Origin of the sequence: Sinomonas susongensis (assembly GCF_005877005.1) — a bacterium.
In the GTDB taxonomy this organism is placed as follows: Bacteria; Actinomycetota; Actinomycetes; order Actinomycetales; family Micrococcaceae; genus Sinomonas; species Sinomonas susongensis.
On sequence record NZ_SSNH01000007.1, the window covers coordinates 1 to 23,860 of the forward strand.

Sequence of the window (23,860 nt, forward strand, 5' to 3'; positions counted from 1 at the left end):
CCGACCTCGAAGCGGGCGTTGGGGCCGTTGAGCGGCTTGCCCTGCTCGCGGGAGAGGATCCGGGCGAGCTCCTCGGCGTTGGCCTCCACGGCCTCGGCCGCCGCGTTCAGCGCCGCGGAGCGGGCCTCGTGGCCGGCCGCTGCCCAGGCCGGCTGGGCTGCCCTCGCGGCCGCGATCGCCGCCTCGAGCTCCGCCAGCCCGTGCACCGGAGCCACCCCGACGAGTCCGCCGGTGGCCGGGTCGAGCACCTCGCGGCCGGGCTCGCCCGGGGCGGGAGCGATCGCCTCGAGCAGGGAATCCGTCTGCTGCAGGGTCGTGTCCATGAATCCTCCACGTTGAGAAACTAAGTGTCTGCATAAATCTGCTAGTGCTTAGTTCCGAAGTCAAGGGCCTCCGGTCGGGATTCCGCTCTCAGCGCCGATCGATCAGCTCGCCGAGCCGGATCACGGCGGCGAGGATCTCATCTCGCTCGGCCAGGGTGACCTGCTGCATAACGAGTCCGTCGAGCGCGGCGAAGACAGCCCGCGCCGTTGCCTTGTCGGGCTTGTAGCCATAGCGCACGAGGACGTTCTGGACCATGCTGATGTAGCTCTCATAGAGGTTCCCCGCGATGCGGCGAAGCTCCGAACTGCGGCGTGACGCGAGGATCATGTAGTACTGGAATACTTGGAGATTCGGCTCCTCGGCGACAATCCGGGTGAGGGTCTCGGCGAAGTCGCGGTCGAGGGCCGAGGCGAGCGTCAGGTCAGCCAGCTGCTGCGTCCGCTGGACGGCCCACACTGTGGCCGCCTCCAGAAGCGCCTCTTTCGAGCCGAAGTGGTGGGAGATGAGGGTGTTGTTCACTCCTGCCCGCTGCGCGACCTTCCTGTAGCTCAGCGCATCAAGGCCGTCCTCGGCCACGACATCGACGACCGCCCGGAGGAGTGCCTCCCGGCCCGTTCCGTACCTGATCTCGCTGACTGTCATGCAGAAGATCCTACCGGCAAATTCCCAGAAAACTCTGCACCTGCAGATCTTGACATCTAAAACTAAGCACATGCAGAGTGGTGTGCATGTGATGCAGGCCACCTCGACTGGCCGCCGTAGCCCATCCCCGTCATCCCTCGCAAAGGAGCGACCATGAGTGCCCCCATCTTCCACACGAATACGAACCGAGAGCTCGCCGAGCCCTTTGCAGTCGGCCAAGTCCAGTGGCTGCGCAAGCCCGGTGACGGAGACCGGCCGGAACTCTCCGGCGGAATCTGGACAGTGACGCCCGAGGAGGCCCCGGAGGCGTTCGACCTCGCCTTCGAAGAGGACGAGACGCTGTACATCATCGAAGGTCACCTGCGCATTGAGGTCATCGGCGGAGAGGCGTTCGACCTCACCGACGGGAGCATGGCCTCGTTCAACAAGGGCGCCAAGACCCGGTGGACCGTGGTCAAGCCGACCACCGAGTTCTTCGTGTACAGCTGAGAGAGGGCTGGGCAAAGTGCAGAACACTTCCGACGTCCTCGTCATCGGCGCCGGTTTCGCAGGCCTCATCGCGGCTCGCGAGCTGAGCCGGAAGGGCCTGAGCGTCCAGATCCTCGAGGCCCGCGACCGCATCGCGGGACGCACGTGGCTCGAGCCCCGCATGGGCCGCAGCCTCGAGCTCGGCGGAACCTGGGTCCATTGGAGCCAGCCCCACGTGTGGGCCGAGCTCAGCCGCTACGGCATCGGCGTCGTCACGGCGCCAGAGTTCGAGAAGGCGTACTGGCACGCTGACGGACAGCTCCACGAAGGCTCCCCGGACGAGCTGATGATGATCCTCGACGGGCCCAACCGTGACTTCCTCGCCCCATCACGGCAGCTGGTCCCCCTTCCCTACGAGCCGCTGAGCAACCTCGCAATCAAGGAAGCGGACCAGCTGACCGTGGCCGACAAGATCGACGAGCTCGAACTCGACCCCGTCTCGGACGATCTCATGCGCAGCTTCTGGGCCCTGAACTTCAACGGGCACATTGAGGACGCCGCCTACACCCAGGCCCTGCGGTGGTCCGCGGCAGCCTTCCACGAGTGGCCGATCATGTTCGAGACCTGCGCGACCTACAAGGTCCAGGGCGGCACCCACACACTTGCTCGAGCCATCCTCGAAGACTCTGCTGCCACCCTGACCCTCAACACCCCCGTCACCGAGGTGCGGCAGGACGACTCCGCCGTGGTCGCCGTCGACCGCCACGGCAACGAGTACGCGGCCGAGGCCATGGTCGTGACCGTACCACTGCACGTCCTGGACAGCCTCCGGTTCGAGCCGGAGCTCTCGGCGGGCAAGCGCGAGGCCGCTGCACGGGGCCAGCTCGGGCTCGGCGCCAAGCTCTGGATCAAGGCCAAGGGCGCACACGAGCGCTTCGTCGCGATGGGGCCGCAGGAGTGGCCACTGAACTTCGTCCAGGCCGAATACCTCGACGCCGAGACCACCACGCTCGTCGCGTTCGGTTCCGACGCGGACGCGGTCGACGTCGAGGACGCCGCCGCCGCCGAGGAGATCCTCCGCAGGTGGATCCCGGACATCCAAGTCCTCGAGATCTCCGGCCACAACTGGGTGCAGGACGAATACGCCCGGCAGACCTGGCCCATGCACCGCACCGGCTACCTCTCGGAGTCCCTCCCCGAACTCCAGCGCCCCGAAGGGCGCGTCCACCTCGCCGGATCCGACTACGCCAACGGCTGGGGTGGCTTCATCGACGGCGCGATCGAAAGCGGCTTCAGCGCCGCCCGCAACATTGCAGAGCAGCTCCACATCCGGCAGTGAGGCCGGTCATACTCGAGCAAGGAACATCATGAGCAGCATTGAAGCAAGCATCGACGACCGCGACGACGCGGCCGCTACCCCGACCACCCATTCCACCTCGCTGCGTGCCGGGACAATCGGCGTCTTGGGCATCGTCTTCTTCGTCTTCTCCACCCAGGCCCCGCTGACGGGGATCGCCGGGGCGAGTGCCCTCGCGGTCGGCCTCGGAAACGGTGCCGGCGCGCCCGGCGCCTACCTCGTCGTGGGCCTGGTCATCATGCTCTTCGCGGTCGGGTTCGTTGCGATGAGCCGCAGTGTCGACACCCACGGCGGCTTCTACGCCTACGTCAAGGCAGCCTTCGGACGCCGGCTCGGCGGGGCGGCCGCATGGCTGGCCATCCTCACCTACGTCTCGGTCCAAGCTGGCATGTACGGACTGTACGGGGCCTCGTTCTCCGCCCTGCTCGCTAATCTGGGGATCACCGTCCCGTGGTGGATCCCGACCTTGGCAACCGTGGCCTTCGTCCACTTCATGGGCACCCGCAACATAGAGCTCGGCGCCAAGGTCCTCGCCGTCCTTGTCGGCCTCGAGACCTCCGTGCTCCTGGCCTTCGCGCTCAAGGTCGTCTTCACCGGCGGCGGCCCCGAGGGGCTCAACCTCGCGGCAAGCTTCGGCCCCTCAGCGATCATGACCGGGGCCCCCGGCGTGGCGATCATGTTCGCGATCGCCTCGATGTTCGGCTTTGAATCCACCGCCATCTACTCACAGGAGGCCAAGGACCCCAAGCGCACCGTCGCAAGGGCCACCTACCTCTCGGTCTGCCTCATCGCCGGGTTCTTCGCCTTCGTCTCCTGGACCATCGTCAGCTTCTACGGGGCAAGCAAGGTCGGCGACGCAGCCGGGGCCGCCCTCCAGTCAGGGGACACGACGTCGTTCGTCTTCGGCGCGCTCATCAAGACCCTCGGCCCCTGGGCCGGGATCACCGCCCAGGTGCTCCTGCTCACCTCGCTGCTCGCGGGCGTCATGGCCCTGCACAACAGCGTGAACCGCTACTTCCACTCCCTCGCCCTGCACCGCTCGCTTCCCTCGGTGCTCGCCCGGACCAACCGGCACCTGGCCCCGTCCCGGGCCGCGATCGCCCAGACCGCCCTGACAGTGGTGCTCATTGCCCCGTTCGCGATCTTCGGACTCGACCCGGTCCTCACCCTCTTCTCGTGGTTCTCCGGCCTCTCGGTCGCGTCGCTTCTCGTCGTCTACGTGCTCACCTCGGTCGCCGTCGTCGTCTACTTCCGCCGCAACCGCAGCGACAAGAGCATCTGGAAGACCCTCATCTCGCCCGCCGCCTCCACCCTGCTGCTGATCGGGCTGCTCAGCCAGGTCGTGGGCAACTTCAACCAGCTAATCGGCGGCGACGAGACAACAGCGGTGGTCCTCCTCGCCGTAGTGCCCGTGTTCTTCATCCTCGGGCTGGTGCTCGAGCGCAAGAACGTCCGAGAGGAGCTCACTCCCACACTGTAGGAGATGGTCGTGCTCAAGCTGGCGGTGGTGGGTGGACAGTTCCGCCCACCACCGTTGTGCAGTTCGCGATGCATTGCCAGAGGCGGATCCAGCCTCGGGCCAGGAACGCGGCCAGCGAGACTTCCACGCCGCTGAAGAGCGCGTCGCAACTCCCAGGTCCACGATCTCCTCTGCCTCCCCACTAAGGGGCGGCGCGTCGAGTTCGACGCGCCGCGACTGCCGCGACAATGGCGGCAGCGGCCGTCAGGACGCCGAGTGCACCCAGGGCGCTCTGGAGCCCGCCCATGAAGGCGCCCCCGGTGCCCAAAACTATCGGCGAGATAAACTGCCCAACGTACAGCGTGCCGGTCCAAACGCCGGTGCCGCGCCCCCTCTGCTCGAGCTGGAGGCCAGACACAGCCCAAGTCAGCAGAGTCGGCAGGAGCAGGCCTGTTCCGGTGCTGGTCACCAGAGCGCCGACGAGCGCAAGCGTGACGGATGTCGCGACCCAGACCACGACCAGGCCGACTGCGGCGAGGGAGAATGCCACGACGAGAAGCCGCTGGGGGCCCATCCTTGCGAGGAATCGGAACGAGAAGGCGCCAACCGCAGTCGCGACCGACGCCAAGGCTGTGCCCGCGCCGATCACCGCCACGTCGTTGACGCCGAGATTCGTGAGGAGGTACGGGAGTTGGACCACGAGGGCGTAGAACACGATGCCCCCGAAGAAGGTCACCAAGCAGGGGATGCCGACCTGCCGCCAGGGAACAGGCGTGAACCTGGCCTTCACCACATCGCGCTTCGGCTCCCAGAGGACGAATGCCATGGGAATGGCGAGGAACGCCGCTGCAATGTAGAGCCAGAACGGAGCGCGCCAGCTCTGCGCACCGAGTACGCCGCCCAGAGCGAAGAAGGCGGTGGCCGCCACGGACGCGACGAGCACTTGCAGCCCCAGGTATCGATCTCTGGCCTTACCCGCATAGTAATCAGTGATCAGCGTCGTGCAGACAGTCATGATGCAGGCCTCCGCGGCGCCGACACCAGCGCGGGAGGCGAGGATGAGAGGCAGCGAACTCAGCCAGAGCGGTGCCGTTCCGAGGACGGAATAGGCGATCATCGCGGCGAGCAGGAGCCGCTTCCGCCCTACCTTGTCGGCGATCTGGCCCGCGATGGGTGACACCACGGCAATGAGCAGGGCCGGAAGGGTCAGGACGACGGGGACCATTAGGCCGGCCCCTGGTGTCGCGGCGAAGTCCCTGGTCATCGCGGGCAGGACGGGGGCGAGCAGGACTGCTCCGAGCACTGGCATGCAGCTTCCTGCAAGGAGCAGGGCTGCGGGAAAGCGGCGAGCGGTCCCGGCACTGCCGGGCGCCTCGGGGGCGAGAACCGCGTCGGCGCCAGGGGTGACGTTCTCCATTGAAGATCCTCCCAGATCGAAAGAGTGACAGTCCCCACTCTCGCGTCGAGGCACCTGCGGCAGGGCCGCGTTCCTCGGATAGGTCCTATCCATGCCATGCATTGGTCTCTCACCGTGGGACTGGACTATCCGCTCCGTCGATAGCTGGCATCACGCCGAGGCGCTTCCGGTAGGCAGTCCCGAGGCGGAGAGTAGTGGTCTGAGGCGCGGACGGCGACGTCGACGACCGGTTGAGCGAGGAGCGAAGTGAACCCTGGCGACGCGATGGAAAGCATCGAGCAGATGGCTGCAGAATGCTCGAATTGGGGAAGATGGGGCGAGGACGACGTTCTCGGGACTCTGAACTTCATCGACCCGGGCAAACGAGTGGAGGCAGCAGGCCTCGTAGGGAGTGGTCGGGTCTTCTCCCTGGCCCAGGCCTTCGACTCGGAGGGACCTCAGAACGGCTGGCGGCGACGGACGAATCCTGTTCACACCATGACGGATACGGGAACCGACGCCGAGTACGGGTCGCAGGGATTCCCGCACGGCTTTGGCGGTGCGGACGACGTCGTCTCCATGCCGCTGCAGTGCTCGACGCAATGGGACGGGCTCGGGCACATCTTCGACCGCGGAAGGGCCTGGAACGGCCGTCGTGCGGGTGAGGTCGTGACGGCCGCGGGTGACGCGGTCACCGGAATCGAGACGGCGGCTTCCCAAATCGTCAGCCGCGGAGTCCTGCTCGACCTCGGAAGGGCTCTGGAGCAAGAGCTCGGGCTCGAGCGACCAGAACTGCCCGACGGATTCGCCATCACCGCCGAGCACCTCGAACTCGCCATCGAGCGGCAGGGGCCGTCAGCCACCGTGGGCCGCGGAGACATCCTGCTCATCCGCACCGGGCAATTCACCCGCGCACGTCGCGAGGGGTGGGGCCGGTACGCGGGGGGCCCCGCGCCTGGCCTCTCGTTTGCCAGCGCACCCTGGCTGCACCGACGGGAGGTCGCGGCCGTGGCTACAGACACGTGGGGCTTCGAGGTGCGGCCCAACGAATTCGAGGAGGCGTTCCAGCCCCTGCATCAGGTGGTCATCCCCAATATGGGCCTGTTCGTCGGAGAGATGTGGAACCTCGACGGCTGGGCGGAGCACTGCGCCCAGGACGGCCAGTACGACGCCCTGCTGTGCGCGCCGCCACTTCCCATCACCGGGGCGGTCGGCTCTCCACTCAACCCATTGGCCATCAAGTAGAAGCAGCAACAGTTGGGCGGCCGGCATCGGAGCCAGCACCCAGGGAAGGACAAGTTCACCATGCCAGCTGCCCAGAAGGTTGGAATCGTTGGGGCGGGGGTCGGCGGGCTCGTCCTCGCCACCCGGCTTGCCGATGCCGGAATCGAGGTAGAGGTGCTGGAGAAGAGCAGCGGTGCGACCGCCCTCGGCTCGGGCATCACGCTCCAGGGCAACGCCCTGCGGATCTTCCGTGAGCTCGGCGTCTGGCCCGAGATCTTGCGTAAGGGGTACGCATTCGACACCCTCGGACTGCGCGCCCCGGGCCCAGAGGCCACGGTTCTCGCCGTGCTGGACGACGTACGGGTCGGGGGAGAGGATCTGCCTGCCACGCTCGGCATGTTCCGGCCGGATCTTGCGGCGATCCTGACTGAGCGCGCCCGAAATGCTGGCGCTGTGGTCTGCTACGGCGCCTCCGTCAATTCCTTGTCCCGCCACGACGACGGTGTCACTGCGAGGCTGGACGACGGCGGTGTGCGGCACTACGACCTGCTCGTCGGTGCCGATGGCCTCAATTCGAGGGTCAGGGCCGCGATCGGGATCACCGAGCGCCCGCGCCGGACCGGCATGGGAATCTGGCGTGCCTTCGTGGCCCGGCCCGACGAGGTCACCCGAACTGACCTCTACTACGGCGGGCCTGCCTACATCGCCGGATACTGCCCCACTGGTCCGGACACGATGTACGCGTATCTGGTCGAGGACGCGCAGGAGCGCAACCCTCAGGAGGGCCCCGCCGTGATGGCCGCGCTGGCTGCAGCCTACGGCGGGCCTTGGAACGAGATCCGGCGGCACCTCGAAAACGGCGCAAACGTCAACTACACCCACTTCACCACCCATATCGTCTCGGGGCCCTGGCACAGCGGGCGGGTGGCGTTGCTCGGGGACGCTGCACACAGCTGCCCTCCAACGATCGCCCAAGGTGCTGCGATGGCGGCCGAGGACGCTTCGGTTTTGGCGGACGAGATCATCGCCGCCATGGAGTTCGACGAGGACGTGTTCCGGCGCTATTGGCAGCGCCGGGCGGAGCGTGCCAGGACCGTCGTGGAAGCATCCGTGCAGTTGGGGGACTGGATGCTCGACCACAGCCCGGAAGCCGACGTTCCCGGACTGATGCACCGGGTTGCCGAGACGGTCATCGTCCCGGTTTGACGGTCTTCCCAGCTTCCCAGCCCCGCTTCCGTCTGATCCCGAGGTAGCCCTGATGGTAAAGATCGCCCGTTGGGCCCAAGCAGCCGGAATCCGCACAGGATTCGTCCACGAGGGACGTTGCTTCCCCTTGCCCGAGGAACGGACTCCGCAGGATCTCTTCGATGCCGGGCTCCCAGCCACCCTCGAGCTGGCGGCCAGCGTGATCTCACCCGACGCCCGGCGGGGGATCGCCCTTGGGGACGTCCGCCTGCTGGCTCCGCTCCAGCCAAGAACGCTGCGGGACTTTGTCGCCTTCGAAGAACACGTAGAGGGCGTCTCCGCGAGCATCGACGGAGCGGCGGGCGTTGTCGCGGAGTGGTACGACGCACCCACGTTCTACTTCGCCAACCCCCACACCGTGCGTGCCTCGGGAGATACGATTCCCGTCCCCAGTGGATGCCGGATGATGGACTTCGAAGCCGAGGTCGCCGTCGTGCTCGGATCGGCAGGCGGCCCCAGCGGGACGAACCTCGCCGTCCCCGACGCCCACAGCATGATCTTCGGGTACACCATCATGAACGATTGGTCGGCCCGTGACGTCCAGAGCCGCGAGATGAAAGTCCGGCTCGGGCCGTGCAAGGGCAAGGACTTCGCGACCACCCTCGGGCCTTGGATCGTCACGGCCGACGAATTCGTGGACAGGCACGACGACGACGGCTTCCTCCGCCTCAAGATGACCGCGTCCGTTAACGGCCAGCCGCTGGGGACTGACCTGCTCTCCAACATGGGCTGGCCCTTCGCCGAGCTGGTTGCGTACGCATCCCAGGACTCCTTGGTCGTACCGGGTGACGTGCTCGGGTCCGGAACCTGCGGAAGTGGGTGTCTCGCAGAGCTCTGGGGCCGCAACGGGGGCCCCTTCCCTCCGCCGCTCGAGGAAGGGGACAGCGTTCGCCTTGAGGTGGAAGGGATCGGAGCCGTGCAGAACCGCATCGGCAGCCGGCGGGCAGACGGGATCCCCGCAGTCCCCGCCCGTCGTCGTGGCCGAAGCGAGCCCCTCGCAGGCGTCACCCCATAATCAGAGGCATGAAAGAAGCCGACCTGAACCTGCTGCCCGCGCTGCAGGCTCTCCTCGAACTGCGCAACGTCTCGCGGGCAGCCGAACGCGTGCACCTGAGCCAGCCGGCGATGAGTGCCGCACTCTCCCGGCTGCGGAGGCACTTCAACGACGAGCTGCTCGTCCGCACCGGTCGGTCGTACGAGCTCACCGCCTTCGCCAAGGCGCTCGCTCCGCGTGTCGAGGAGGCGCTCCTCAATGTCCGGGATGCAATGCAGCTCGGGGCCGAGTTCGACCCCCAGGAAAGCGACCGAACGTTCGTCGTCGCAGCCTCGGACTACGTCACGTGCCTGCTCATCAGGAACCTCCGATCGCGCATCGCCGAAGCGGCCCCCGGAATCGCCGTCGACTTCGTGACGGTGCCACCCCTGCGGCCGTCAGCCGAGCTCGAAGCATTCAACGCCATCGACGTCATCATCGGCCCCATGGGCTTCAACCTCGCCGGGTCCTCCCGACAGCTCTTCCGCGACGAGTTCGTCGTCGTCATGGACGCCGAGAATCCTCTGCTCGAAGCCGCCGAGCTCACCGTGCACCACATCGCGGCCGCACCCCAGGCCGTCGGGGAATTCGGGGGAAGCATCGTGACACCTCCGATGCAGTTCTTCCGGCAGATGGACGAACCTCCCAAGGTCGCTGCCAGGCTCGCCGGCCTGCAGGCCCTCCCCACCGTTGTCGAGGGCACCGACCTCGTAGCCCTCGTGCCGCGCATGCTCGCAGCGCGGGCCTCACTCAGCCACAGGATCGCCGTGGTGGAGTTCGCCCCCGAGCTCGAGGTCCCGCTCGTCGAGGCGATGTACTGGCACCCCCTTCAGACGGCGGATCCAGCGAACGAATGGGTGCGGGGGGTCATCCAAGACGCGATCAGGGGGCTCGAGCAGCTCCCACTCCAGTCCCATTCCGTTGCCATCACAGGCCCGCTGGTGCCCGGACCCTTCTGACGTCGCTCGCACGCCGAGGCCTTCGGGGACCGGTCAGGCGGCATCGGACTCAGGGAAGGAGGGCATCGGAGACGGACTTCGCCCCGCCGTGCTGGCTCTGACCGCCGTCCACCGGGACGTCTGCGCCGGTGACGAACGAGGCGAGCGGGCTCAGGAGGAAGAGGACGACGGCGGCAACCTCCTCGGGAGCGCCGGCCCGGCCCAGCGGGGTCTCCGCACGGCTCGCGTCCCGGAACGCGGACGATGCGCTCGCCGTCATCGGCGTCTCGATGAACCCAGGGTGAACTGCGTTCACCCGGATCCCGCGGCTCCCCAATTCCATGGCAGCCACTCCTGAGAGGCCGCGCAGGGCCCACTTGCTCGAGGTGTAGGCCACGGGGTAGTGCGAGGTGAGGGCAGCGACCGATCCCACGTTGACGATCGCCGACCCGGGCTGCATGAGCGGGACACAGGCCTGGATGCCCAGCAGCGCCCCTTCGACGTTGACCTCGGCGACCCGGCGGAGATCCTCCACCGCTGCTTCGAGCAGCCGAGCGCGACGGGTGACGCCGGCGTTGTTCACCAAGCCGTCGATCCGTCCGTGCAGCTGGTGCGCGCCCTCGGCCAGGGCCGCCCACTGCGTTTTGGACGAGACGTCCAAGGCCCGGTAGGAGATTGACCGCGTGTCTTCGAGCGCCGAGCGCAGGGCGGGGGAGGGCTCCTCCGTCACGTCGGTCGCAATGACCAGGGCGCCCGCATCGGCCAGCATCCGGACCTCCGCGAGACCCTGACCGCCATTCGAGCCGGTGATGACAACGATCCTGCCCGACATGTCGATCCCGCTGTCGGCTCGGCGGGCTGCGAGAGACCTGTCTTCCATGTCAGGCTTCCTTCCTTTCAAACTGCTCCGCACCAGTCTGGGCGCCTTCCGCGGCTAGCGCCCGTCATGGAGCAGATGCGAGGCATCAGCACCGTGGATATCCGCGGCGCCTATATCTCGTATGCAGAACTCCCGCTTCCTCAGCCCTGAGCCCTCCTCCACGCTGAGATAGAACAACCACTCGGGCCACCGTCGGCCCAGCAAGGAAAGGCACTCACCGTGGAGAAGCTCCTGGCTCACCTGAGCCATCTCGAGATCGCGAGCCCCGATGTCGAGGCGTCGGCGAAGTTCTATATCGAGAAGTTCGGCATGCGCGAAGTCCACCGGCAGGATGGCAGCGTCTATCTGCGCTGTTGGGGTGACTACGACACCTACAGCCTCGTAGTCGTGCCAGGCGCCGAGCCGGCGCTGCACCGCATGGCCTGGCGCACGTCGTCGCCCGAAGCCCTTGAGACCGCTGCCGCACGGATCGAGGCCAACGGTATTCAGGGTTCGTGGTCCGAGGGCGCCTACGGGTACGGCCGCGCCTACGAGTTCACCGGACCGTTCGGCCACCCCATGCGCCTCGTCTGGAACGTGGACAAGTACTCCGCACCCAGGGAACTGGCCTCCATCTACCCGGACCGCCCTGAGAAGCGAAGCCTCCATGCAGCCGCCCCCCGCTTCCTCGACCACGTCACGGTCGCTGCCCAGGACGTGCGTGCCTTCGCCGAGTGGTACTCGGAGACCCTCGGCTTCCGGGTCATGGCGTACACCGAGCTCGACGAGGCTCCTGTCACCGTCTTCTCCGTCCTGACGACGAACGAGAAGTCCCACGACCTGGGAGTCGTCCTCGATACCTCCGAACGAGGTGGGCGTGTGAACCACATCGCCTTCTGGGTCGACACCCACGAGGACCTCCTGAGGACCGCAGACGTTCTCATGGAGCACGGCACCCCCATGGAGTACGGCCCATCCATCCATGGCATCGGGGAGCAGAACTTCCTCTACTTCCGTGAGCCCTCCGCGCTGCGCGTCGAGCTGAACTCCGGCGGCTACCGCAACTACGTCCCGGACTGGGTGGCGAACGACTGGAAGCCGTCGGACGGCTCCGCGAACTTCTACCGCAACGGGGCTATGCCGCACTCCATGACCGAGTCGTTCCCGTTCGCGGACGGATTCACGGCGACCGAGGAGGGCGCCTCCGACGAGATGAAGGCCGTCCTCCTGAACCCGTACGCCGAACAGGGCCGTGGCTGACCATGGGTCCAACGGCCACAGGCACTGGATCCCAAGCTGTGGGAGCCACGGGCGAGGCTCGCGCGCTTCCACGCCTAGCCGGCAAGACCGCCATCATCACCGGGATAGCCTCTGGGCAAGGTCGCTCCGCGGCCCTGCTGTTCGCCCGCGAAGGGGCACACGTCGTGGGCTGCGACTTGGACCTCGATCAGGCCGAGCAGACGGTCGCCGACATCCGGGCCGGAGGGTTCACTGCGGATGACGCCGTGTGCGTGGACTTGGCGGATGAAATACAGGTCGCGCAATGGGCCGCTGGGGTCGAAAGGCAGCACGGCAGCGTGGACATCCTGTACACGAACGCCGCAGCCACGAGATTCGCCGCACTCGAGGAGATCTCCTACGCCGACTGGCAGTGGAACTTCCGCAACGAGGTCGACGTCGTCTTCCTCCCGGTCCGCGCCTTCTGGTCGCTCCTGGCCGCCTCGGGGCGCGCCGCCGTGGTCCTCGTGGGCTCGACGGCAGGGGTCACCGGTTCGGTGACGGCCGGCCGTCTGGCCCACACGGCGACCAAGGGTTCCGTGGTCGCGATGACCAAGCAGCTCGCCGCCGAAGGTGCGCCGCGGGGCATCAGGGTGAACTGCATCAGCCCGGGCATGATCCGGACCCCGGCTTCGGAGTCGAACCTCCTCGCGGCGGACCACCCCATGCACCGCATCGCCGAGCACATTCCGCTCGGCAGGATAGGCAGCCCGGACGACGTGGCACCGTGTGCCCTCTTCCTCGCTTCGGACGAAGCCTCCTACGTCACCGGAGTGAACCTGATGGTCGACGGCGGCTGGTCCGCCGTCCTGCCCGGCTGACGCAGCCCGCGCGGGCTGAGCCCGCAATGAAAGGACGATCGTGTTCGAATACTTCCGGGGCAACTATGTCTGGAACCTGGGCGTTGTCGCGGCCCTCAACAGCGGCGGATGCATCGATGAAGTCGACCGCGCCTGCAGGCCGCTCCGCGAGGCCGCGAGCCGCGGGGAGGACGCCGGCACTGACGAACTCCTCGCCGCGTGGACCACGCTGGTCGATGAGCTCCAGAGCGAAGCCGAGAGCATGGAGGCAGCTGGGCGCTTCCTCTCGGCCGGAAAGGTGTACGGGCGGGCCGCGAACTACCTCGTGAACGCGGAGAGGATGCAGCGCGCGAGCTCTCCAGGCAGGCTCGCCACTTACCGCCGCTGCCTTGACCTCATGGAATGCTGCTTCCGCCTGGCAGATCCGCTCACGTCCCGCGTCGAGGTGCCGTACAAAGGCACCACACTGCCGGCCTACTTCACCAGGGCCGCCGCCTCCGACGTCGCCCCCGCGCCCGTGATGATCATGTGGAACGGACTCGACAGCACGAAGGAGCACATCTACCTCTCAGGCCACCCCTCCGAATTGGCCGCCCGAGGCATCTCCACCCTTATGGTCGACTGCCCCGGTTCGGGAGAGGCCCTTCGCATCCAGGGCCTCACCGCCCAGATCAACACGGAGGAATGGGCCGCCGCTTGCGTCGACTACCTCCAGGGAAGGGACGACGTCGACCCGCACGCCATCGGGCTGGCCGGCTGGTCCCTGGGCGGCTACTACGCACCACGGGCTGCCGCTTTTGAGAAGCGCCTCGCCCTCGTGGTCGCGTGGGGAGCCAATCACGACTGGGGTGCCGTGCAGCGCCGACGGTTGGAGCGCGAGGGAGAGCGCCCCGTGCCGCATTACTGGGAGCACGTGCTGTGGGTCTGGGGGTTCGAGGACATCGGCGCCTTCATCGACTACGCGGACGGAGTCAACCTCGACGGCATCGTCGAGAAGATCATCGTCCCGTTCCTGATCGTGCACGGCGAGAACGACCGCCAGATCAACGTCGAATACGCTCACCGCTCCTACGAGCAGGCCGTCAACAGCCCCCACCGGGAACTCCGGATCTTCACCCGGGAGGAAGGCGGTGCCGAGCACGTCGGTCTCGACCACCTCCCGCACCTGAGCGCCTACGTTGCCGACTGGGTCGCCGCAGAATTCGCAAGTCTCGCCAAGTCCTGAAGATCCACAACCATGAGAGAGGCAGAACAATGGCCGTTCAGCCAACCCCTGATCTGAACCAAGCATCGGCAGCTGGCTTCGGTTTCCAGACCGGCACTATCCTCCATCGCCGAGCCCGGCAGAAGTACACGTGGACGCTGCTGACCCTCTCGGTAGCGCTCTTCGCCTGCTATCTCGCCGCGGGCTCAATCCTCCTTCCCGCGCAGGTAGCCTCGCTCGACCCTGCTCACAAGGAGACGAACCTGGCGATCGTCACTTCGATCTCCAGCTTCGCGACGCTCTTCGTCCAGCCGATTGTGGGCGCGCTCTCCGACCGGACACGCAGCCGTTGGGGCCGCCGCGCCCCGTGGATGCTGGGCGGCGCCGTCCTGGGCGGAATCATGCTCATCCTCCTGCCGTGGATCGGGGCCAATGTCGGTCTGATCGCACTGATGTGGGTCTTCGCCCAGGTTTCCCTCAACGCCCTGCAGGCACCTCTCATCGCGACGGTCTCCGACCGCCTCGATCCGGAACACCGGGGGAAGGCCTCGGCCTTCCTCGGCGTGGGCACCACTCTCGGGATGACGCTCGGCGTCGTCGTTGCGGGACTCCTTCTCGCTCAGGCCGGACTCGCCTACGCCATCTTCGCCGTGGCAGTCATCGTCTTGGCCTTCGTGTTCATCACCGTCAATGCCGACGCCTCGAGCAAGGAAGTGCCGACGTCACCTTTCAGCTGGAAGGCGTTCCTGGGCGGCTTCTGGATCAGCCCCCGTCGGCATCCCGACTTCGCGTGGGCCTTCGCCGGCCGCTTCACCATGTTCCTCGGCTACATGGGCATCACGATGTACCTCTTCTACATCCTCCTGAGCTACGTGAAGATGGCGCCGATCGAAGCCGGGGCCTTCATGGGTCTCCAAGCCGTGATTGGAGCCGTGGCCAGCATCGGTGCGACGTTTGTCGCAGGCTGGCTCTCGGATCGACTCCGGCGCCGCAAGATCTTCATCTTCGCGGCCTCACTGCTGGTCGCGCTTGGCGTCGCAATCCCGCTGCTGATGCCCACCCCAGTGGGCATCCTGCTCTACGCAGTCGTTGCGGGCGTTGGCTTCGGCTCCTACATGGCCGTCGACGTCGCCCTGGTCGTGGATGTGCTGCCCAACCCGGATCACGCCGCGAAGGACCTCGGCGTCATCAACATCGCCAACAACATCCCGCAAATGCTCGCGCCCATCATCAACGCGGCGCTCATCTCCGTCTTCGGCTATTCGTCGATCTTCGTCTGGTCGATCGTCGTCGTGCTCCTGTCCTCCGTTCTGGTCTTCCCGATCAAGAAGGTCCGCTGAACCCGTGCGAAAGGAATCTGCCGTGTTCGAAATCCGCACCTACGTCCTGGCCAGCCAAAGCGGACTGGAGCAGTACGCGAACGTTCACTGGAAGCGCCACATCCTCAGCCTCGCGGCCTTCGGCGTCCGCACCCATCACGTCTGGACCGAGGTGGACGGCGCTGTCCCACGGCTCGTAGCCCTCGTCGAATACGAGCAGGGCCTGGACCCCGAGGCAGTGACAGAGCGCTACATGGCGAGCCCCGAGTTCCGTGCCGATATGGCCGGGTTCCCCATGGGAGAGATCCGCGATGTCAGCTTCGTCCGGCTGGAAGCCGCTTCCTCAGACCCGGCCACCAGCCTGCCCTGAGCCACGCCCCGATCCCAGAATGACCCCAACCCTCTGACCCCAGAATGGAACCAATGATGGATCCTTCACTCCCCGCTTCGGCCCCCATCGCTGACCCCACCATCCCACTCTCCGCAGTCGATTCCGAGATCAAGCTCCCCGAAGGAGGACCGCTTCAGCGCGAGCCTCGCGGGTTCGTCCCGTCGTTCGGCATGGCCTGGTTCGGCATCTTCGTCGCTATCACTGCGCCGATTCTCGGCGGCTTGGCCGTCAAAGTGCAGGGACTTGTCGGCCTCGCCGCGGCCGCGCCGCAGCTCGGCACCATCCTCGGGGCCGGCGCGCTCGTCTCGCTGGTCAGCCAACCCATCGCCGGTCGCCTCTCCGACCACACCATCGGCCGCTTCGGAATGCGGCGCCCGTGGATCCTCGCAGGAATGCTCGGGACGTTCATCTGTCTGGTCGTCATCGGCCTCGCCACCGACATGACTGCTGTACTTCTGGCCTGGTGCGGGGCTCAACTCTGCAGCAACTTCGCCCAGGCAGCCGCTTTCGCCACCGTCGCCGACCACGTCCCCCACCGTCGTCGCGGTTTTGTCTCCGGCGTCCAGGGCGCCGCGGGTCCGCTCGCAATCCTCGCCGGGGCCTTCGGCCTCAGCTCCTTGCCGACGGACCTCCTGCGCTTCCTCGTCCCTGCGGCACTGGGCCTCGTGCTCTCCATTGTCTTCGTCCTCACATTCCGGGACCGCGTCCTCGCCCGGGAAGATCGGAAGCCGCTCTCAGTCGGCGCGCTCTTCGCATCTTTCGTCTTCAACCCCCGGAGGTCCCCGGACCTCGGCTGGGCCTGGCTCGTCAAGGCCATGTACATGTTCGGAGCCGCATCGCTGGCCACCTATCTCGCGCTCTTCCTGGCCACCAGCTTCGGCATGGCAAACCCCATGGAGCAGCTGAGCTTCGTTTTGCTGGCCACGACAATCTCGACCGTGGCGACCGTCGTCTTCAGCCTCATTGGCGGCCCCCTCTCGGACCGGCTCGGGAAGCGACGCAGCTTCGTGGCACTCGGAGCAGTGATGCTCGGTGCGGGTCTGGCCCTGACCGCGGTCTCGTCGCTGCTGAACAGGGACACAGGCATTGCCGTGCTGCTCGTCGCCGAGGCAATCATGGGCGCCGGCAGCGGACTCTTCAACGCGGTGGACACCGCACTCGTGCTCCAAGTCCTCCCTCAGAAGGAGAACTTCGCCAAGGACCTCGGCGTCATGAACGTGGCCAACGCGGGCGGTCACGGGTACGTCATCTGGTTCCTGTTCGCCGCCCTCGTTGCGATCGTCGGCGGACTCTTCGTCTTCAAGATCAAGGCAGTGCGGTAGACCCATGCGCAAAACACAGATCAACTTCCCCTTCCAAGACCCCATCCTTCCCACCGCTCAGCGCGTGGACGACCTGCTTGGCCGGATGGACCGCGCCGACAAGGTCGGGATGCTCTTCCACCCCATGATCGCCACAATCGACCCCGAAGACCCCGGCCCGTTCGGCCAGGAGCCGGCGGCGGAGGCCATCAGGTCACGGCGAATCAGGCACTTCAATGTCATGGGAGCAGCTCGGACCGGGCACTCCTTCGCGGAATGGACCAACGCCGTCCAAGCCGTGACCGCCGAGCATCCACTCGGCATTCCGGTGAGCCTTTCCACCGATCCACGCCACGCATTCACGGACAATCCCGCGACCTCCGTCCTCGCCGGACCGTTCTCGCAATGGCCGGAATCCTTGGGGCTGGCAGCCATCGGGTCGGCCGAGCGCGTCAGGCGATTCGCCGACATCGTGCGCCAGGAATACCGCGCCGTCGGCCTCAGTGTGGCTCTTCACCCGCAGATTGACCTCGCGACCGAACCGCGATGGCCCCGAGCCGGGATGACGTTCGGGGAGGACGCGGAGCTCACCAGCAGACTTGTTGCGGCCTATCTCGAGGGTCTGGCCGGGGGAGACTTCGGCGCAGGCTCCGTTTCCGGAATCGTCAAGCATTTCCCGGGCGGAGGACCACAACGAGACGGGACCGATCCGCACTTCGCCTACGGACGAGAGCAGGTCTACCCAGCCGGGATGTTCGAGTACCACCTCAAGCCCTTCATTGCGGCCATCGCCGCGGGTGCGCGCCAGATGATGCCTTACTACGGCATTCCTGTGGGCCTCGAATATGAAGAAGTCGGGTTTGGCTTCAACCGCGGCATCCTCACGGGCCTCCTGCGGGAAACCCTGGGGTTCGAGGGGATCATCTGCTCCGACTGGGGGCTCCTCACCGATGAGGTGGCAATGGGCGCGCCCCTGCCAGCCAGGGCTTGGGGGGTCGAGCACCTTTCCGTCGAGGAACGCATGCTGAAGGCGCTCGAGGCTGGGGTGGACCAATTCGGGGGAGAGTCGTGTACGGACGTCCTCCTGGAACTCGTCGCCGCCGGCAGGATCAGTGACGAGCGCATCGGAACATCGGTGCGGCGCCTCCTGACCGAGAAGTTCGAACTCGGACTCTTCGACGGTCCATACGTGCAGCCAGATGAGGCAGCGCTCGTCGTCGGGTCGGCCGCGTTCGTGGAAGAGGGCAAGCACGCACAGCAGGATTCCCTCACGCTGCTGAAGAACGGGCTCGACGCCGCCGAACCGCTCCTCCCGCTCGGAAGGGGCATCAGCGTCTATTGCCAGGACATGCTCCCTGAGGCCGTTCTGCCATTCGCTGCGCCCGTCGAGGACCCCGCCGAGGCGGACGTCGCCGTCGTCCGTCTCCGAAGCCCGTTCGAAACTCAGGGGGAGGGCCTCGAAAGACTGTTCCACCAAGGGTCGCTCGGGTTCCCGGCCGAGACTCTGGAGCAGGTGCGTTCCCTGGCAGAGGCCGTCCCGACGGTCATCGTGGTCTACGCCGACAGGCCCCCGATCCTGACCGAAATGGCAGAGGCTGCCGGTGCCTTGGTGATCGACTACGGATGCTCCGACTCGGCCCTCGCCGAAGTGCTCTTCGGGGAGCGCGAACCGTTGGGGTCTCTTCCGTTCGACCTCCCACTCTCGATGGCGGCTGTCGAAGCGAGCTCGAGCGACGCCCCCTTCGACACAGAAGACCCCTTGTTCCGTTTCGGCGACGGCTTGCGCTACTCGCGCGAACCGGCCGCGGCACGGAACGGAATCCTGACGAGCGATGGCCCGACGAGTAATGGAGAAAGCGCGTGACCGTGAACACCGACCCCCAACCCCAGACGGACGAGCGCCTGGCTGCGCTCGAATCTGAAGTTCGACGCCTTCGGGATGTCGAGAGCATCCGTCGACTGCAGAACATGTACGGCTACTACCTCGACGAGAACAGGGCCGACGACCTCATCGATCTCTACACCCGCAATGAGCCCAGGTTCTACTTCCGAGGCGGGGCCTATATCGGCAGGGCTGGGCTCGAGCGCTTCTACAAGCACACCATCGCGGCCGTCTTCGGCTACACGAAGACTGGCCCGATGAACGGCACCCTCGCGAGCCACTACCAGCTGCAGGACGTGGTCGACGTCGCCGAGGACGGGACCACAGCCGTCGGCCGCTTCGAGCTGCTCCAGCTGACCCTCGTTCACCCCGGCCGGGCCGGGTGGTCCAGTGCTCTCTATGACATCGACTACGTCAACGAAGGGGGAGTGTGGAAGTTTCAGAGCCTCAGGTACACGCACCTCTGGTCTCTGGCCAACACCCCCGATTCGGAGCTCTTCCCCCTCCCGGAGGACGCCCCCGCCGGACCCCCGCCTGGGCCTGTCCTGTTCCCCGAGGACCCTCTCGGTCCGGATCGTCTCGACGACCGGCCCCTGCACATCCCGTTCCCCATGCGGGCCAGCGTCCCGCTCCGATTCCCCAACCCTGTGACGGGGAGAGAATGGCCCATTGGACTTGCTCAGACCGAATCGAGGCCGCCGGGGGCGACCGATGCCTCCATGTCCGCATCGTCGAGGCCCTCGCCGGGTGCGAGCTCGTATTCCTAGGAGCCATGCCCGTAGACCGTACGCCCTTCGAGCATGTAGATGAACTCGGTGCCGGGGTGCTGGAACAGCGGGAAAACCCTGTCGTGGGTCAGCCGGGGATCCTCGAGAGCCGTACATGGGTCCGCGGCTGCCGGCAGCAGGTCAGAGGTGCCTGCTCGTCTTCCGATAGCCGACTGCGAAGCGGCGATCACGATGGCGACCAGGCCGAGACTTTCAGTCGCGTCTCGCCGACCGACGGCGGCACCACGACCTCATGCCGGACGTTGCTCGTGGGGCCTCCTCTGGACCTGCTGCGATAGCCCTGTAGGGACCGGGCCTCTCCTCTCAGCGGTGCTGGTCGAACGCCTGGAGGAGCCGCGTGACCGAGCCGCCGAGGTTCCACTCCGTAGCTAGGCCCTCCAACTCGGCGCGCGCATCGCCGACGATGGGACGCAGCTGCGCTCCGGCGTCCTCGAGGGTTGGCAGGTCGAGGTCGCGGACCACCTTCACGACGGCGGGCGCGACCGCGAGATAGCCCGCGGCCGCGGCCAGCTTCGACCGGATGGGGGCGGACAGGCCGCTGGCGGCGTCCGCGGCTGCGGCGAGCAGCCCGTCGAGTGTTCCATACGTGAGGAGCAGCGACGCCGCGCCCTTCTCCCCGATCCCCGCCACGCCGGGGAGGCCGTCCGAGGTGTCGCCCCGCAGGACCGCGTAGTCGGCGTACTGTTCCGGCAGCACGCGGTACCTCTCCACGACCACTCCTTCCGTGACGAGCTCGAGGTTTCTCATGCCCCGCGCTGTGTAGACCACGCGCACGTCGCGGGCGTCGTCGACCAGCTGGAACAGGTCACGGTCTCCCGTGACCACGTCCACGGGCAGCTCCGCCAGGCTGGCGTAGGTGCCGACGACGTCGTCGGCCTCGTGCTCTGGGGCGCCGACGACGGCGACGCCGGCGAGACGGAGCACGTGGCGGATCAGCGGAAGCTGCGCCGTCAGCCCCTCCGGCACGATCTCGACGTCGGGGGCGCCCGCCACAGCCTTTGCCACACGATGCGACTTGTACGCGGGGATCAGATCCACCCGCCACTTCGGCCGCCAGTCGTCGTCCATGCACGCCACGAGATGCGTTGCCTGATAGTCGGAGGTCAACCGTGCGATCATGTCCAACAGGCCGCGCACGGCGTTCACCGGGGTGCCGTCTCTGCGGCGGATCGTGTCCGGGACGCCGTGGAAGGCGCGGAAGTACAGCGACGGGGCGTCGAGCAGCATCAGGCGCTGGGGCATACCCGATCCTGACACAGATCAGAACCAACGCTGTGAGTCACAGCGGCACCACGCAGGGTTCATGTTGGTGAAGGAGTCCTTCGGGATGACGCTGGGCCGGGCCGCCCGCCTTCACACCGCCGTCCAGACACTGGTCCTCCGCCGCGTTGTTCGCTGCGCAGCTTCCACTCCGCGTAAGCGGGGCCGGGGCGGGTGGTCCCGACGGCGGTCATGAGGGTGAGGCGAGCCCGGCGGTGGCCGCCCAGCTGGCGAGGACTTTCAGCGCGTCCTCCGATGGGGTCCCGGGCTCGGCCGTGTACACGTTGATTCGCAGGCCGGGGTCGCCCGGGAGCTCCAGGGCCTCGAAGCTCAGGTCGAGGTCGCCGACGATCGGGTGGTGGAGCCGTTTGCGGCCCGTCCTGTGGTACTTCACGTCGTGGCGGGCCCACCGGGTGCGGAATTCCTCGCTGCGCGTCGAGAGTTCGCCGATCAGGTCTGTGAGGTCCCTGTCGTAGGGGTTCTTCCCGGCCGTCGATCGCAGGACGGCGACGGTGTCGTCGGCGCTGCGCTCCCAATCGGCGAAGAACTCCCGCGCTTTCGGGTTCAGGAAGGTGAACCGTGCACTGTTCGGTGGGGTGGTCGGTTCTGCCATCATGTCCAGGTAGAGGGCCCGGCCGAGTTCGTTGGCGGCCAGGACGTCCCCGCGGTCGTTGCGCACCCACGCAGGCGCGGTCGTGATCGCGTCTATGACGCGCTGAAGGCTGGGGCGCACCGTCTGCGGGCTGCGCCTGCGCCGCACGCGGGGGGAAGCGGTGGCTGCGCGGGCGAGGTCGAAGAGGTGGGCCGTTTCGGCATCGTCGAGCTTCAGTGCCCGGGCGAGTGCCTCGATGACGCTGTCGGAGGCCCCGGTGAGGTTGCCGCGCTCCAGGCGCACGTAGTAGTCGACGCTCATCCCGGCGAGCATCGCGACCTCCTCGCGGCGCAGGCCGGTGACCCTGCGGTTGCCTCCGTAGAGGGGCAGTCCGGCCTCCTCCGGGGTGATCCTGGCTCGACGGGAGCTGAGGAACCTCCGCACGTCGTCGCTGTGTGTCATGGCATTCACGCTACGCGGGAGCCTCTGGGCGAGGGAGGGACTGGCATTACCCGGAACGGCAGTGACTCCCGGCCGCCCGGAGCTTCCGGTTGCATGGAAAGCATGAAACCTGCACCCACGGCCGCTGCCCGCCCGGCGGCGATCCTGGCGATCATCCTCGCCAGCTACTTCATGATCCTGCTGGACAACTCGGTCATCTTCACGGCCCTCCCGTCCCTGCAGGCTGACCTGAAGCTCACCACGAGTGGACTCTCCTGGGTGCAGGACGCGTACACGCTGGTGTTCGGCGGCCTGCTCCTCCTCGGTGCCCGGGCGGGGGACCTGCTGGGCCATCGCCGGGTCTTCGTGTTCGGCCTGGTGGTGTTCTCGGTCGCGTCCCTGCTGATCGGCGTGGCGCCGACGGGGTGGTCGGCGATCACGGGGCGGGCGGTCCAGGGCATTGGGGCGGCGATCGTTGCACCGGCGTCGCTGTCCCTGCTCACTGCGAATTTCCCGGAGGGCCGTGAGCGGACCAAGGCCGTGGCCCTGTATGGCGCGACCGCGGGGATCGGTGCCAGTCTCGGGCTGGTCGTCGGCGGAGCGCTGGCCCATTGGATCTCGTGGCGGGCAGGATTCTTCGTCAACGTCCCGATCGGCGCCCTGATGGTCGCCCTCGCACCGAGATTCCTTCCCGAGACGGGCAGGGCCCGTGGCCGGTTCGATGTCCTCGGGGCGCTGACTGCGACTCTCGGTGTGGGCGCGCTGGTCTTCGGGATCATCAACACCGCCGACGCCGGCTGGGCCTCGCCCGTCACGGCCGCAGCCGAGGGCGCCGGCGTCGTCCTCCTCGTCGCCTTCGTGCTGATCGAACGCAGGGCCGCGCAGCCCATCATGCCGCTGCGGCTCTTCGCGAGCCGCCGCCACACCGGCGCCTACGTGGCCCGCTTCCTCTACCTGGGTGCGATGATCGCGTTCTTCTTCTTCACCACCCAGTTCCTCCAGGACGTCCTGGGCTTCGACCCGCTGCAGGCCGGTCTCGGGTTCCTGCCCATGACCGCCGTGAACTTCGCCGTCGCCATCGGCGTCCCCTGGCTCGTAAGGCGGATGCCGTCGTCGGCTGCCCTCCTGGCCGGGATCCTGATCACCCTCGCAGGGATGATCTGGCTCAGCCGGGCCGGGGTCGACTCCAGCTACTGGACGGGAGTAGCCCTGCCGATGGTGCTCATCGGCGCCGGCCAGGGCCTCGCGTTCGCGTCGCTGACGTCCTTCGGCATTATAGGAGCCCCCGCGGTCGACGCCGGGGCCGCCTCCGGCGTGGTGAACACCTTCCATCAGGTGGGTACCTGCCTGGGCCTGGGCATCACCGTCGCGGCCGCAGCAACCGTCCCACCCGGACCGGCCACTGCACACGTCGCCGCCCAGATGACCGCCGCACTGACCACCGGCAGCATCCTGCTGCTCCTGGCCCTGGCCGTCGCCGCGGTACTCATCCTGCCCGCCGACCTGACCGTCCGCCGAAACAGGGCCCTGCCGGACGGGCGGCCGACAGCGTTGGCCGAGACCACCGGCTGAACCACCGAACCCCTCCTCCTGGGGGCACTTGGCATTCGCCGCCGGGAGGCCAGATGGCCCGTGTCGACTGAACTGAACGACAACCAG

At 67.1% G+C, this 23,860-nt stretch carries 22 protein-coding genes; 16 read left to right on the plus strand and 6 right to left on the minus strand.

Going from position 1 to position 23,860, the window contains the following annotated elements; translation table 11 throughout:
* On the minus strand, positions 1 to 323 hold a 323-nt coding region (locus E6A21_RS10480; RefSeq protein WP_425471541.1), incomplete at its 3' end, for an aldehyde dehydrogenase family protein.
* A gap of 88 nt (positions 324 to 411) precedes the next feature.
* Positions 412 to 966, minus strand: a complete 555-nt coding sequence (locus tag E6A21_RS10485; RefSeq protein ID WP_138444108.1) for a TetR/AcrR family transcriptional regulator — start codon at positions 964 to 966, stop codon at positions 412 to 414.
* Positions 967 to 1,119: 153 nt separating this feature from the next.
* On the opposite strand from E6A21_RS10485, the gene E6A21_RS10490 reads away from it, so the two are divergent.
* Genes E6A21_RS10490 through E6A21_RS10500 form a run of 3 tightly spaced genes read left to right on the plus strand, consistent with a single transcriptional unit; the run spans position 1,120 to position 4,271 of the window.
* A complete protein-coding gene (locus tag E6A21_RS10490; RefSeq protein ID WP_138444109.1) occupies positions 1,120 to 1,455 on the plus strand; it encodes a cupin domain-containing protein in 336 nt (111 codons plus the stop codon).
* A 16-nt stretch (positions 1,456 to 1,471) separates the two neighbouring features.
* Positions 1,472 to 2,773 (plus strand): flavin monoamine oxidase family protein, encoded by a 1,302-nt coding sequence (locus tag E6A21_RS10495; RefSeq protein ID WP_138444110.1) that lies wholly within the window; start codon positions 1,472 to 1,474, stop codon positions 2,771 to 2,773.
* A 28-nt stretch (positions 2,774 to 2,801) separates the two neighbouring features.
* The gene (locus tag E6A21_RS10500) at positions 2,802 to 4,271 is read left to right on the plus strand and encodes an APC family permease (RefSeq protein ID WP_138444111.1); all 1,470 of its coding nucleotides are present in this window, start codon (positions 2,802 to 2,804) and stop codon (positions 4,269 to 4,271) included.
* A gap of 181 nt (positions 4,272 to 4,452) precedes the next feature.
* Here E6A21_RS10500 and E6A21_RS10505 read toward each other — a convergent pair whose 3' ends face one another.
* Entirely contained in the window at positions 4,453 to 5,667 is a 1,215-nt protein-coding gene (locus tag E6A21_RS10505) for an MFS transporter (RefSeq protein ID WP_138444112.1), read from the minus strand.
* A gap of 264 nt (positions 5,668 to 5,931) precedes the next feature.
* Here E6A21_RS10505 and E6A21_RS10510 point away from each other — a divergent pair, with 264 nt between their 5' ends.
* From E6A21_RS10510 to E6A21_RS10525, 4 genes are read left to right on the plus strand one after another with little or no spacing between them, the layout of a single operon-like run.
* Complete coding sequence (locus tag E6A21_RS10510; protein ID WP_138444309.1) at positions 5,932 to 6,891, plus strand: cyclase family protein; 960 nt, start codon at positions 5,932 to 5,934, stop codon at positions 6,889 to 6,891.
* A 60-nt stretch (positions 6,892 to 6,951) separates the two neighbouring features.
* The gene (locus E6A21_RS10515; RefSeq protein WP_138444113.1) at positions 6,952 to 8,076 is read left to right on the plus strand and encodes an FAD-dependent monooxygenase; all 1,125 of its coding nucleotides are present in this window, start codon (positions 6,952 to 6,954) and stop codon (positions 8,074 to 8,076) included.
* Between the two features lie 52 nt (positions 8,077 to 8,128).
* Positions 8,129 to 9,130: a fumarylacetoacetate hydrolase family protein gene (locus E6A21_RS10520; protein ID WP_138444114.1), complete on the plus strand. Its 1,002-nt coding sequence runs from the start codon at positions 8,129 to 8,131 to the stop codon at positions 9,128 to 9,130.
* Positions 9,131 to 9,138: 8 nt separating this feature from the next.
* Complete coding sequence (locus tag E6A21_RS10525; RefSeq protein WP_138444115.1) at positions 9,139 to 10,107, plus strand: LysR family transcriptional regulator; 969 nt, start codon at positions 9,139 to 9,141, stop codon at positions 10,105 to 10,107.
* A gap of 49 nt (positions 10,108 to 10,156) precedes the next feature.
* On the opposite strand, the gene E6A21_RS10530 is transcribed toward E6A21_RS10525, so the two are convergent.
* On the minus strand, positions 10,157 to 10,966 hold the full coding sequence (locus tag E6A21_RS10530) for an SDR family NAD(P)-dependent oxidoreductase (RefSeq protein ID WP_138444116.1): 810 nt from the start codon (positions 10,964 to 10,966) through the stop codon (positions 10,157 to 10,159).
* A gap of 219 nt (positions 10,967 to 11,185) precedes the next feature.
* Between E6A21_RS10530 and E6A21_RS10535 the strand changes: the two genes are divergently transcribed.
* From E6A21_RS10535 to E6A21_RS10570, 8 genes are read left to right on the plus strand one after another with little or no spacing between them, the layout of a single operon-like run.
* Positions 11,186 to 12,205 carry a VOC family protein gene (locus E6A21_RS10535; protein WP_138444117.1) on the plus strand — a complete coding sequence of 340 codons (1,020 nt, stop codon included), beginning with the start codon at positions 11,186 to 11,188 and terminating at the stop codon, positions 12,203 to 12,205.
* Positions 12,206 to 12,243: 38 nt separating this feature from the next.
* The gene (locus tag E6A21_RS10540) at positions 12,244 to 13,044 is read left to right on the plus strand and encodes an SDR family NAD(P)-dependent oxidoreductase (RefSeq protein ID WP_246036360.1); all 801 of its coding nucleotides are present in this window, start codon (positions 12,244 to 12,246) and stop codon (positions 13,042 to 13,044) included.
* Positions 13,045 to 13,084: 40 nt separating this feature from the next.
* Positions 13,085 to 14,248, plus strand: a complete 1,164-nt coding sequence (locus E6A21_RS10545) for an alpha/beta hydrolase family protein (RefSeq protein WP_138444119.1) — start codon at positions 13,085 to 13,087, stop codon at positions 14,246 to 14,248.
* Positions 14,249 to 14,277: 29 nt separating this feature from the next.
* Complete coding sequence (locus E6A21_RS10550; RefSeq protein ID WP_138444120.1) at positions 14,278 to 15,567, plus strand: MFS transporter; 1,290 nt, start codon at positions 14,278 to 14,280, stop codon at positions 15,565 to 15,567.
* 22 nt (positions 15,568 to 15,589) lie between these two features.
* Positions 15,590 to 15,916: an NIPSNAP family protein gene (locus E6A21_RS10555; protein WP_138444121.1), complete on the plus strand. Its 327-nt coding sequence runs from the start codon at positions 15,590 to 15,592 to the stop codon at positions 15,914 to 15,916.
* A 53-nt stretch (positions 15,917 to 15,969) separates the two neighbouring features.
* Positions 15,970 to 17,259, plus strand: coding sequence for an MFS transporter (locus tag E6A21_RS10560; RefSeq protein ID WP_171041357.1), 1,290 nt, complete (start codon positions 15,970 to 15,972; stop codon positions 17,257 to 17,259).
* 4 nt (positions 17,260 to 17,263) lie between these two features.
* Complete coding sequence (locus E6A21_RS10565) at positions 17,264 to 19,102, plus strand: glycoside hydrolase family 3 protein (protein ID WP_138444123.1); 1,839 nt, start codon at positions 17,264 to 17,266, stop codon at positions 19,100 to 19,102.
* The gene (locus tag E6A21_RS10570) at positions 19,099 to 19,887 is read left to right on the plus strand and encodes a nuclear transport factor 2 family protein (protein WP_138444124.1); all 789 of its coding nucleotides are present in this window, start codon (positions 19,099 to 19,101) and stop codon (positions 19,885 to 19,887) included. Before E6A21_RS10565 ends, E6A21_RS10570 begins: the two co-directional genes overlap by 4 nt.
* A 324-nt stretch (positions 19,888 to 20,211) precedes the next feature.
* Here E6A21_RS10570 and E6A21_RS10580 read toward each other — a convergent pair whose 3' ends face one another.
* Both E6A21_RS10580 and E6A21_RS10590 read right to left on the minus strand, forming a co-directional pair.
* The gene (locus E6A21_RS10580; protein ID WP_171041358.1) at positions 20,212 to 21,150 is read right to left on the minus strand and encodes a 5'-3' exonuclease; all 939 of its coding nucleotides are present in this window, start codon (positions 21,148 to 21,150) and stop codon (positions 20,212 to 20,214) included.
* 208 nt (positions 21,151 to 21,358) lie between these two features.
* Positions 21,359 to 22,222, minus strand: coding sequence for a helix-turn-helix transcriptional regulator (locus E6A21_RS10590; protein ID WP_138444127.1), 864 nt, complete (start codon positions 22,220 to 22,222; stop codon positions 21,359 to 21,361).
* A gap of 102 nt (positions 22,223 to 22,324) precedes the next feature.
* On the opposite strand from E6A21_RS10590, the gene E6A21_RS10595 reads away from it, so the two are divergent.
* Positions 22,325 to 23,773: an MFS transporter gene (locus E6A21_RS10595; protein ID WP_138444128.1), complete on the plus strand. Its 1,449-nt coding sequence runs from the start codon at positions 22,325 to 22,327 to the stop codon at positions 23,771 to 23,773.
* Positions 23,774 to 23,860 lie beyond the last annotated feature (87 nt).

Bases quoted from the DNA above. Each gene is read 5' to 3' on its own strand.
- E6A21_RS10560 (WP_171041357.1), top strand. From the start codon at position 15,970: ATGATGGATCCTTCACTCCCCGCTTCGGCCCCCATCGCTGACCCCACC.
- E6A21_RS10565 (WP_138444123.1), top strand. From the start codon at position 17,264: ATGCGCAAAACACAGATCAACTTCCCCTTCCAAGACCCCATCCTTCCC.
- E6A21_RS10580 (WP_171041358.1), bottom strand. From the start codon at position 21,150: ATGCCCCAGCGCCTGATGCTGCTCGACGCCCCGTCGCTGTACTTCCGC.
- E6A21_RS10530 (WP_138444116.1), bottom strand. From the start codon at position 10,966: ATGGAAGACAGGTCTCTCGCAGCCCGCCGAGCCGACAGCGGGATCGAC.
- E6A21_RS10520 (WP_138444114.1), top strand. From the start codon at position 8,129: ATGGTAAAGATCGCCCGTTGGGCCCAAGCAGCCGGAATCCGCACAGGA.
- E6A21_RS10500 (WP_138444111.1), top strand. From the start codon at position 2,802: ATGAGCAGCATTGAAGCAAGCATCGACGACCGCGACGACGCGGCCGCT.
- E6A21_RS10505 (WP_138444112.1), bottom strand. From the start codon at position 5,667: ATGGAGAACGTCACCCCTGGCGCCGACGCGGTTCTCGCCCCCGAGGCG.
- E6A21_RS10515 (WP_138444113.1), top strand. From the start codon at position 6,952: ATGCCAGCTGCCCAGAAGGTTGGAATCGTTGGGGCGGGGGTCGGCGGG.
- E6A21_RS10595 (WP_138444128.1), top strand. From the start codon at position 22,325: ATGAAACCTGCACCCACGGCCGCTGCCCGCCCGGCGGCGATCCTGGCG.
- E6A21_RS10550 (WP_138444120.1), top strand. From the start codon at position 14,278: ATGGCCGTTCAGCCAACCCCTGATCTGAACCAAGCATCGGCAGCTGGC.
- E6A21_RS10490 (WP_138444109.1), top strand. From the start codon at position 1,120: ATGAGTGCCCCCATCTTCCACACGAATACGAACCGAGAGCTCGCCGAG.
- E6A21_RS10510 (WP_138444309.1), top strand. From the start codon at position 5,932: ATGGAAAGCATCGAGCAGATGGCTGCAGAATGCTCGAATTGGGGAAGA.
- E6A21_RS10590 (WP_138444127.1), bottom strand. From the start codon at position 22,222: ATGACACACAGCGACGACGTGCGGAGGTTCCTCAGCTCCCGTCGAGCC.
- E6A21_RS10485 (WP_138444108.1), bottom strand. From the start codon at position 966: ATGACAGTCAGCGAGATCAGGTACGGAACGGGCCGGGAGGCACTCCTC.
- E6A21_RS10525 (WP_138444115.1), top strand. From the start codon at position 9,139: ATGAAAGAAGCCGACCTGAACCTGCTGCCCGCGCTGCAGGCTCTCCTC.